Here is a 7001-nt window from a genome sequence, read left to right on the forward strand (position 1 = left end):
CGCTAACCACATCGCTTCGGGACAAGCCCTCGCTCGGCCTGCGGCACATAGGCTTACGCCTCTAGTTGCTTACGCAAGTGTCGTTCCAGTCCCTAACGTCCCGTAACCGGGACTCAGGGCCAGCCTACGTCGTTAAGGCTAGTTCGTTATGCGAAAGTTCAAAATATAATTATGAAATATCCAAAAGAAAATCAAATAAAAGCAAAATTAAATCCATATTTTTATTATATCTCTATATTATTGATGATTATATTATGGAGTATATATTTTTACCTGATCAAATGCGGCTGCAATAGTTTCAAATATTCATCTTTTCTTTCTATATTGGGATTAACACTAGATATAGTAGGAATATTACTCGCAGCAAAACGAGTTCCCTATTTAGGCTCCTATTTAGATATGGGGGATCTAAATCAAAAAAGAGAAAAAGAAGACCATTTTTGGTCTGCATTCGGTTTAACTCTTATAATAATTGGATTTTTTCTACAAGGATTAGGAAATATAGTAACCATATGATACTTTCAGAGGAAAATCTTTCAGAATTGCGAAAATTATTTATACATGATTTTCATAATCAATTTGCTGTTAACCAGAATCACCATAAAAATACCTTTATCCAAATAATAGTTTTACTCGTCCCTCTTCTGACGGGTTTTGGATATATTTATTTAAATATAAAAGATAACAATACTTTTGATTTTCTTTTTGGATATTTGGCATTATCATATCTTCTCTTAAACATGCCAATTTGTGTCTTACTTGTTATGTCAGTAGGTTATCGAAGAGATCAACTTGTTACTGCGAGAATGAGAGAAAAATTGAAAATATTAAGCATAAATTCGGGAGAAAATTATTTTCCAGGCTCTTTTCTTCCAACTAATAAAAACGGGTATTTAAACTGGATACCAGATTTCAATCTAATATTTATAATCGTCTTATTAAGTTTAAAAATAGTTTTACTAATTTTAGTACTTGGCCATCCGTTTTTGAATTTTCCATCATCATTTTGCAATTTCAATCTTTTATTATGTATTTTAGCAGTAACTCTCTTAATATCTTTTTCTAGTAATTTTTACTTTTTATATTTACAAAGAGAAAAATGGCTTAAATACATAAATTATAACACTTGAACCTTCGCATAACAGCGACTTACCGCTTCGCATCGGCACAAGGCCTCGCTCGGCCTGCGGCAAATTCCCCTTCTGGCATTCGCCTTGCTTACGCAAGCTGCATGCCAGTCCCTAACGTCCCGGCGGGACTCAGGGTCGGGGAACTTCGGTAAGTCTATTCGTTAGCCGAAATTCATTAAATATAATTAAAAATAGGAATTATGCAAAATGATGAAAAAAGAAAGAATAGTATTAATACTTTTTATTCTATATTCAAGTACATGCTGTAATCTTCAAAAAGCTCTACTTGTTGTGGATATAAATGATATATCTAAATCAAATCGAAGTCAGATTGAAAAGAAATACGGCAAACCAACTGCTATATCACATGATAAATCAATTAAATATGACCAAATATTTTATTCGATTAATGAAAATGATGTTTATATTGAATTTGAAAAAAACAAACCGGTATGGATTTTAATTCAAAATCCAAAAAAGGCAAAGTTTGATTCTAATCCTCTCATATATTTTAATCTTGAAGCGTATAAACCTGATTTTTCTAATTATGCTAGCAAAAGTTGGTCAAATGTCCCAGGATTCAAAGAAATCTCAGTAGTATCAGATCAAGATGGAGGTTTAGCACAAATAGTATTCAATATTTCCAGAAAATTTAACAACTAAAAGTAATATAGAAAAATAATCAAAAATGGATTCAAATTCTTCAAATAAATACATAAAGGTAAACTATGAAAATAAAAAAAATAATCACATTAAATATACTAATATTTGGTATGTTTTTGAATTGTGATCTACAGAAATCACTATTAGTCGTAGACATTCAAGAACTTTCTAAACTCAATCGAAATGAAATTGAAACCAAATACGGCAAACCAATTCATATTTCAAACGATAAATCGATTAAATATGATCAGGTATACTATAGTATAAATGAAAATGAAGTTTATATTGAATTTGAAAAGAATAAGCCAATTTGGATATTCTTACAAAATCCAAAAAAAGCAAAATTTGAATCGAACCCTTTAGTCTATTTTAACCTTGATGCTTACTCACCCTATTTCGAGAATAAAGTAACTAAAAGATGGAAAAACGTACCTGGTTTTATCGAAGTTAGTGCTGTGGCAAATAGTAATGGCGGACTAACGCAAATTTCTTTCAATATTTCTAGGAAATTTTAAAAAGTGACGTAATGAACTTCGGCTAACAGCGACTTACCGCTACGCTTCGGGACAAGCCCTCGCTCGGGCTACGCCAAATTCCCCTTCTGGCATTCGCCTTGCGTTCGCAAGCTACATGCCAGTCCCTAACGTCCCGTTGGGACTCAGGGTCGGGGAACTTCGGTAAGTCTAGTTCGTTATGCGAAATAATTTAAAAATAATTTAAGAGGAAAAATTTGAAAAAGTTAAAAACTTTTATATATACAACTTTAGTATTTATGGCCATAAATACGTTTACTTCTGTATTAAACGCAGAAGCTATTGCTGAAAGCGAATCCAATTTAGACTTAAGCAAAAGAAAAAATCTTCATATTTATTATACTCCGTTTGCAACAACACAATATACAGAATACCCATTTAGAATCAGAAATGAGAATAGAACTTTCTCTCTTCTATATGGATTTACAGAAAAATTTTTTTTGGGTTTTACATATAGTAGAGGTGACAGCCCAAAATTTAAAACACAAATAGATTTAAACTCCTCTCCAAGCGGTTTTGGACTACAAGATATCACTAAAACAAGAGAAAGTGAATTTTTTGTCTTAAGATCTCAGTATTTTTTCTTTGGAAATTTCTATGGAAGTGCTAATTTAGGAATTGAAAAGGGGTATAAACTAGAAGATAAAAATTTTCGATCCTTTCAAGGCCTCAATACCACAGTAGAACCTTATTCGAAAACAACCACCTACTCTGACCGACTTTTTGGAACTGTTGGTCTAGGATATAGAAAAGAAGTTTTTGGACGATTATTAATTGGAATTGAATGTGAATATGGTATAATGAATTCTGGAAGAAGAAATCAACATTATACATTCAATCCTCAATTCTACAATGGTTTACCTCCTAAATACATAATCGATAAATTCGTTATTACAAATGAAAGTAAACCTAATAGCGAGTTCTCATATATTTCACTTTATGCAGGTATCGCAATCTAATAAGTAAATTACTTCGCATAACAGCGACTTACCGCTACGCTTCGGGACAAGCCCTCGCTCGGGCTACGCCAAATTCCCCTTCTGGCATTCGCCTTGCGTTCGCAAGCTACATGCCAGTCCCTAACGTCCCATTCCGGGACTCAGGGTCGGGGAACTTCGGTAAGTCTATTCGTTATACGCAATAGGTCAAAATTTTATGAATAAAGACGATATATGTTATTATTGTGGGGAAAAAGCAACTACTAGAGAGCATATACCTCCTCAATCATTTTTCCCAAAAAGTCAAAAGTTTAATCTAGTAACAATTCCTTCTTGTGATGACCATAACTCGAAAAAAACGAATAAAGATGAGTATGTAAGAAATTACATCACTATTCATCGATCAGTTAGAGAAAAAGGTTATGAAAAATTCGAAGAAAAAACTAGAAGCGCTTTTAAGAAAAATAGAAAATTACAAAATGCATTAGAAAATGCAGAAAAAGTTCAACTTGATGGTGTAGAGACAGGAATATTCAATGCCAAAAAAGAAATCTTTGATGATTTTTTCGATCACCTAGCATCCGGAATCTTCTATCAGATAACTAAATCAATTTTTAATGGAAAATGGACAATTCATCTAATTTCATTCCATGAAGATAGAGAATTATATGAATCAAATACCGAAAATCTTACTTATCTGCTTCAAGCTTATGAAATTATTTCAACGAAAACAAATTTCAAAAGAATCAAAGAATTTGAAAATGAAAAAGTATTTCTTCCACTTTACTACCTAGAAAACAATGGAAACAAAACAAGCATTTTCTTAAATTTAACCTTTTATGAAGGTTTCAAAGTCTTTATTCTTGGTGAACATCAGAATTAAGACCTACTGCGTATAACAGCGCCTTAACGCTTCGCTTCGGGTCTTCGCCCTCGCTCGGTCTGCGACACATTCCTCTCCGGCACGTTTCTTGCCTCCGCAAGACTCCGTGCCGACGCTAACGCCTACTCCGTAGGCTCAGCTCCGAGGAACGTCGTTAAGGCTATTACGTTATGCGTAATTTTGCAAATGAATAGAATTAAAACAATATGATAAAAGCAATCATTTTTGATTATGATGATACATTAGTTCAAACTAGGAAAACTAGATATAAAACTATTAAGAATTTAGCTTTTGATAAATTTGATTACAATATCGATGAAAGAGAAATTGATGAAGCTTGGGGTCTTCCTGCTGATGATTTTCTAATTAAAATTTTTGGAAAATTCACAAATGATTTAGATTTAATTTGGAAGTTATATTTAGATTATTCTAAAAAAGATAAAAATGTTCCTCATGAATATTCATTTGAATTAATTGAAAAATATCATAAATTATTCAACTTCGGGATTGTCACGTCTTCCAGTGAAAAGGTAGTTTTAAGGGAATTAAATGAATTAAAAATTAACCTAGATTACTTCTTTTTTATTCAAACCTCTGATTATACAAAAGTTCATAAACCTGACCCTTTGGTATTTTTACCAATCAATGATAAACTTTCTGTTAAAAATGTTAAGAAGAACGAAATTCTATATATTGGTGACTCGCCTTCTGACTTCCATTCTTCGACAAAATTTGGCTATCACTTCATTGGTATCACACATGATATGCGGTATAAAAATTTCTTCCTAAGTGGAAAAATCGATTTTGTTGAGAATTTTTATGATTTGGAAAAATTAATTTTAAAATTGCAAAACTACGCATAACAGCGACTTACCGCTTCGCTTCGGGACGAGCCCTCGCTCGGCCTACGGCAAATTCCCCTTCTGGCATTCGCCTTGCGTTCGCAAGCTACATGCCAGTCCCTAACGTCCCGGCGGGACTCAGGGTCGGGGAACTTCGGTAAGTCTATTCGTTATGCGACATCTCATAAATCTAACTATAAAATGAAAATTTACTATTTTTCTTTTTTAATTTCCATTTCCGTTGCTGTAATATGGGGAATACAATCTGTTAAACCAGAGACAAAACTTATTAACAGCGAAAAAGGAATTTCTCTTCTTAAAATTTTAGATTTCGAGGATATTGAAGGTAATATAACTCAAGAAAACAATTCTGTTTATTTTAATCCTAAATATATAGACAAATCATTTATTATAGATTTACCTTCTGATCAAATTACATTTGAAGAATGTGAATTAAGTCCATTTAACGAAGGGGAAAGAAATAGATATCACCAATTTTTAAAATCTAAATTTATTCTACAGACTGAAAGAGGACTATATTTGTTTAAAAAGTCAAAATTTGAAGAATTTCAATTTTGGAAATTAAAATTTAGTAAAAACATTTACGGAAATTTTCACTATGATTTTTGGGATTGTATCAGGACAACTTCGCTAAAAAAAGAATATTTTTTACCTAATTATATCGAAAAAAGGGAAAAAAAACAAATTTTATAGAATACTTAAAGAATATAGAAATCAATCAAGAATATTACAATTTAGGAATTGAAAATCGCTATTTATTCATAATAGGTTTTTTCTTAAATATACTACTCTTTATTTTTCTCACTATATATTTAAATAATTACAAGCTTATGTTTCCTAGCTTTTTTATTTTCAATATTCTTCTATACTATTTATGTTGGTTTAATGAAGGACATTAAATAAATGAGACGTCGCATAACAGCGACTTACCGCTACGCTTCGGGACGAGCCCTCGCTCGGGCTGCGCCAAATTCCCCTTCTGGCATTCACCTTGCTTACGCAAGCTACATGCCAGTCCCTAACGTCCCGTTCCGGGACTCAGGGTCGGGGAACTTCGGTAAGTCTATTCGTTATGCGCCAGTCCCTAAAAAATACTTTTAAAAAACAAATAGAATGAAAAGAAAAAATTTCACAATCCTACTTATTGTAATTCCATTTTCCTTATTCCCAGAAACGCAATTTTTTGGAGGAAACAATCTTGGATCAGATGAAATGGTTCTTAAAATTGAAGAATCAAAAGCTTTGTATTATTTTAATGGTGAGGGCGATGGATGCGAGGGCTTTCATGCCAAGTTCTCAAAACAAGGAGAAAATTTCCTTTTTACCGAAGTGAAGTCAAACTGTAATGAAAAGAAAATGAAGGATTTCAAGTGCGTAAATGAAAAAGATACTCAATCTTTAATCTTTTCCGACTTCTTAAAATGTGATAATAATTTAATTCTGTATAATAAAAGTAAAAAAGTAATAGAAAACCTAAATAGAAATTACTACGGTATTGAAGCTGTTACTTTAGGTTTAAAAAGTGGCATTGCTACCTCAAACCTTAAATATAGAGAAAAACCAGATTTACAATCAAAAACATTTACCTGCTATTTTACGAATACCGAAGATGAAAAGATTAGAGAGAAAGAAATTAACTTTATTCCTAAAGATACCAGTCTCACTATCATTGCGAAAACTTTGGTAGAATATAATGTCGGAGATAAAAGAAACTTCTGGTATCTAGTATTTCCTTCATCTGACTCATACAATGGATGTTTATTAAAAAGCTCTAAACAGAAGGAAGGATGGGTTTTTGGTGAATACATTAAAATCGATCAGTAGGGACCAGCGCATAACAGCGACTTACCGCTACGCTTCGGCACAAGGCCTCGCTTGGCCTGCGGCAAATTCCCCTTCTGGCATTCGCCTTGCGTTCGCAAGCTACATGCCAGTCCCTAACGTCCCGATGGGACTCAGGGGCGGGGAACTTCGGTAAGTCTAGTTCGATA

Annotated in this window: 9 protein-coding genes; all 9 read left to right on the forward strand. The window is 33.0% G+C overall.

All coding sequences use genetic code 11. The annotated features are described in order from the left end of the window. Positions 1 to 171 precede the first annotated feature (171 nt). The 9 genes from LEP1GSC202_RS17995 to LEP1GSC202_RS18035 all read left to right on the forward strand — a co-directional run bounded on the left by LEP1GSC202_RS17995 (position 172) and on the right by LEP1GSC202_RS18035 (position 6834). The gene (locus LEP1GSC202_RS17995) at positions 172 to 516 is read left to right on the forward strand and encodes a hypothetical protein (protein ID WP_039929482.1); all 345 of its coding nucleotides are present in this window, start codon (positions 172 to 174) and stop codon (positions 514 to 516) included. Continuing rightward, positions 513 to 1130: a hypothetical protein gene (locus tag LEP1GSC202_RS18000; RefSeq protein WP_015679197.1), complete on the forward strand. Its 618-nt coding sequence runs from the start codon at positions 513 to 515 to the stop codon at positions 1128 to 1130. The genes LEP1GSC202_RS17995 and LEP1GSC202_RS18000 overlap by 4 nt, the downstream gene beginning before the upstream one ends. Positions 1131 to 1337: 207 nt before the next feature. Then, positions 1338 to 1793, forward strand: a complete 456-nt coding sequence (locus tag LEP1GSC202_RS18005) for a hypothetical protein (protein ID WP_039929485.1) — start codon at positions 1338 to 1340, stop codon at positions 1791 to 1793. Positions 1794 to 1858: 65 nt separating this feature from the next. After that, complete coding sequence (locus tag LEP1GSC202_RS18010) at positions 1859 to 2308, forward strand: hypothetical protein (protein ID WP_015679196.1); 450 nt, start codon at positions 1859 to 1861, stop codon at positions 2306 to 2308. Positions 2309 to 2523: 215 nt separating this feature from the next. Then, positions 2524 to 3285, forward strand: a complete 762-nt coding sequence (locus LEP1GSC202_RS18015) for a hypothetical protein (RefSeq protein ID WP_015679194.1) — start codon at positions 2524 to 2526, stop codon at positions 3283 to 3285. A gap of 196 nt (positions 3286 to 3481) precedes the next feature. Then, positions 3482 to 4147 carry an HNH endonuclease gene (locus tag LEP1GSC202_RS18020; protein ID WP_015679200.1) on the forward strand — a complete coding sequence of 222 codons (666 nt, stop codon included), beginning with the start codon at positions 3482 to 3484 and terminating at the stop codon, positions 4145 to 4147. A 206-nt stretch (positions 4148 to 4353) separates the two neighbouring features. Continuing rightward, a complete protein-coding gene (locus LEP1GSC202_RS18025) occupies positions 4354 to 5010 on the forward strand; it encodes an HAD family hydrolase (RefSeq protein WP_015679195.1) in 657 nt (218 codons plus the stop codon). A gap of 180 nt (positions 5011 to 5190) precedes the next feature. Continuing rightward, positions 5191 to 5703, forward strand: coding sequence for a hypothetical protein (locus LEP1GSC202_RS18030; RefSeq protein WP_015679198.1), 513 nt, complete (start codon positions 5191 to 5193; stop codon positions 5701 to 5703). A gap of 420 nt (positions 5704 to 6123) precedes the next feature. Next, on the forward strand, positions 6124 to 6834 hold the full coding sequence (locus LEP1GSC202_RS18035) for an SH3 domain-containing protein (RefSeq protein WP_015679193.1): 711 nt from the start codon (positions 6124 to 6126) through the stop codon (positions 6832 to 6834). Positions 6835 to 7001: the final 167 nt, after the last annotated feature.

The organism is Leptospira yanagawae serovar Saopaulo str. Sao Paulo = ATCC 700523 (genome assembly GCF_000332475.2).
GTDB lineage: Bacteria > Spirochaetota > Leptospiria > Leptospirales > Leptospiraceae > Leptospira_A > Leptospira_A yanagawae.